Origin of the sequence: Deinococcus pimensis DSM 21231 (assembly GCF_000519345.1) — a bacterium.
Classification (GTDB): domain Bacteria; phylum Deinococcota; class Deinococci; order Deinococcales; family Deinococcaceae; genus Deinococcus_A; species Deinococcus_A pimensis.
In genome coordinates this window covers 1-2,898 of sequence record NZ_KI912645.1, presented here as the reverse complement: position 1 = coordinate 2,898, position 2,898 = coordinate 1, and the positions used below count along the sequence as shown (strand labels likewise).

Sequence of the window (2,898 nt, the reverse complement as noted above, 5' to 3'; positions counted from 1 at the left end):
GTGCCCCCCGGCGAGCTGCGCCTGCTGCAGGGCGTACACGGCGGCGGCGGTGAGGCGGCGCGGGTCGTCCCGCGCGACGCCCTGCGCCTCGGCGAGCTTGTCGGCGGTGAGGAAGCCCACGCCCTCGATCTCGGTGAGGGCGTAGATGTCCTGCCGCAGCCGTTCCAGGGCGCTCGACCCGAAGTGCTTCAGGGCGCGCTGCGCCTGCGAGACGCTGAGCCCGAGGCCCTGCAGCCCGGCGATGAGACGCCGCTCGCCGCCCGCGTCCTCCCAGCTCTGCACGATCTTGTGCAGGGTGGTGCGTGTGACGCCGGGAACCTGCAGCAGGCGGTCGGGGTCGTCGGTGAGGATGTCGAAGGTGGCGGCCCCGAAGTGCTGCGCGATGCGCCCCGCGAGGACCTTGCCGACGCCGCCGACGCGCGCCTGCAGGTACGCGGCGACGCCCTCCTCGCTGAGCTGGACGGGCACGTCGTCGAGGATGAGGGTCTGCACGCGGTACTGGTAGCCGTACTCCTTGTGCTCCTCCAGCGTGACCTCGGCGCTGAAGGTGTCCCCGGCGTCGAGGGGGGGGACCATGCCGACGAGGGTGGCGTCCGTGTCGCGGCCCTCCTCGTTCTCGATGGAGGCGGTGAGGACCGCGAAGCCGCTCTCGGCGCGGAAGCGGACGCGGTTCACGCTGCCGCGCACCTTGAATGGCGCCGGGCTGGAGGGGGCAGGGGCAGGAGTCTTCGTCACGTCGTTCCGTTCACAGCATAGCAGCGCGCGGGCGACCCCGGTTTCCGGACCGCGCGTGGTCGACGTGAGGATTGGGACGGGCTTCGGCTTCCCTTCATTTCGTTTGGGGCATAATGTCGGGGATGCGGATCCTGCACACCGCCGACTTCCACGCCGGACGCACCCTGCGCGGCTACGACCGTACCCCCGAGATCCGCGCGGCCCTCACCGAGATCGCGGACCTCGCGCGCAGCGAGCGGGCCGACGCCGTCCTCGTCGCCGGGGACCTCTTCGACTCCGTCAACCCCAGCGCGGACGCGGAGTCCGCCATCTACGAGTTCTTCCTGCGCCTCAGGGAGCTCGGCGTGCCCGCCGTCGCCATCGCCGGGAACCACGACAGCGCCAGCCGCCTCGCGGGCCTCTCCGGGCTGCTCGGCTGGGTCGGCACGCAGCTCGTCGCGCAGATGACGCCCAACCCCCTCGACGTGGTCCGTACCGTCACCGCCCGCGACGGCACGGACCTCGTCGTGGCGGCCTTCCCGTTCCTGTCCGAACGGCGCCTCGTGAAGTTCGGCGACGTCCTCGGCGGTGACGTCGGGCAGTGGCGTCAGAAGTACCGCGACGGCATGGCCTTCTTCATCGACCGGCTCTCGCGCGGCTTCCGTCCGAACGCCGTGAACACCCTCATGCTGCACACCACCGTGGAGGGCAGCCGACCCTCGGGCAGCGAGCGCGACTTCCTCTTCGACGTCACCAACGCCTACACCGTCTCCCCGCAGAGCTTCCCGGCGGGCGCGCAGTACGTCGCGCTCGGACACGTCCACAAGCCGCAGCAGCCCTCGGAGACGCCGCCCGCGTACTACCCCGGCAGCATCATCCAGCTCGACTTCGGCGAGGCGGGCGAACGCAAGAGCGTCAACCTCGTCGAGGTCGAACCGGGCCGCCCGGCGCGCGTGCACGTGCTGCCGCTCTCCTCGGGGCGGCCCCTCAGGGTGGTGCGCGCCGACCTCGACGACCTCGACCGCAAGCTCGCCGCCGCCTCGGACTTCGGCGGGCTCCTCAAGGTCGTCGTGGAGGTTCCCGGCGGCGCGCCCATGCCGGGCCTCAAGGACCGCGTGCTGCGCGCCCTCCCGAACACCCTCGCCATCGAGACGGAGAAGGTCGGCGAGGCGGTGGCGGCCAGCACCGAGCGCCGTGAGGGCCTCACGCCCCTGCAGCTCTTCGAACGCTACTACGCCGAGCGTCGCGGCGTCGCCGAGGTGCCGTCCGCGCTGCGCGCCGCCTTCGAGGAGGCCGACCGTCTCGTCCGCGAGGAGGGCCAGGACCTCACGCCCACCCCACAGGAAGCCTGAACCATGCGACCACTGAAACTCGCCGTGCAGGGCTTCACCTGCTTCCGGCAGCACACCGAGATCGACTTCGAGGACATGGAGCTTTACGCCATCCAGGGTCCCACGGGCAGCGGCAAGTCCAGCCTGCTCGACGCCATGATGTACGCCCTGTACGGGCAGACGCCGCGCCTGGGGCGCACCGGCCACGACGCCCTCATCGCGCAGGGCGAGCGGGCCCTGCAGGTCAGCCTGGAGTTCGAGGCGGGCGGGCAGCGCTACCGCGTCGCGCGCACCAAGGGCCGCCGTCAGGCCGACAACGAGGTCCGCTTCGAGGTCCATCAGGAGGGCCGCTTCGTCGGCCTCACCGAGACGAAGCGCGCCGAGACGCAGGCGAGCATCGAGAAGGCCGTCGGGCTCGGCTTCGACTCCTTCACCCGCGCGGTGGTCCTCCCGCAGGGTCAGTTCGACCGCTTCCTGCGCGGCACGGGCCGTGAACGGCAGGAACTGCTCGGCGCGCTCCTCGACCTCGACCACTACCGCCGCATGGCGGAGGTGGCGCGCGAGCGCGTCACGAAGCTCACCGCCGATCAGCGCGCGAACCAGACGCTCCTCGACGGGGAGTACGCGGGCATCACGCCCGAGGCGCTCGAAGGCTGGCGCGAGGAGGCCCGCGAGGCCGCCCGCGAGGTGGAGCGCCTCACCCGTGAGCGTACCTCCCTCGCCGGGCACGTGACGGAACTCACGGCGCTCGCGGAGCTCCACGCCAACCTCGTGGCGAGCCGCGCGGAACTCACCCGCCTTCAGGACCGCGAGTCGGCCGTCCGCGCGGGCGCCGAGCGCGCTGCCCGCGCCC

Annotated in this window: 3 protein-coding genes; 2 read left to right on the top strand and 1 reads right to left on the bottom strand. The window is 72.1% G+C overall.

Annotated elements, in window-relative coordinates:
* A partial coding sequence (locus tag DEIPI_RS41420) for a helix-hairpin-helix domain-containing protein (protein ID WP_045234248.1) occupies window positions 1-735 on the bottom strand: 735 nt, incomplete at its 3' end.
* Between the two features lie 122 nt (window positions 736-857).
* On the opposite strand from DEIPI_RS41420, the gene DEIPI_RS0112345 reads away from it, so the two are divergent.
* Entirely contained in the window at window positions 858-2,066 is a 1,209-nt protein-coding gene (locus tag DEIPI_RS0112345) for an exonuclease SbcCD subunit D (protein ID WP_027481963.1), read from the top strand.
* A gap of 3 nt (window positions 2,067-2,069) precedes the next feature.
* The coding region (locus DEIPI_RS30755; protein WP_045234233.1) for an AAA family ATPase at window positions 2,070-2,898 on the top strand (829 nt) is incomplete at its 3' end.

Excerpts from the sequence above, each read along its gene's own strand:
- DEIPI_RS0112345 (WP_027481963.1), top strand. The coding sequence starts at position 858 with ATGCGGATCCTGCACACCGCCGACTTCCACGCCGGACGCACCCTGCGC.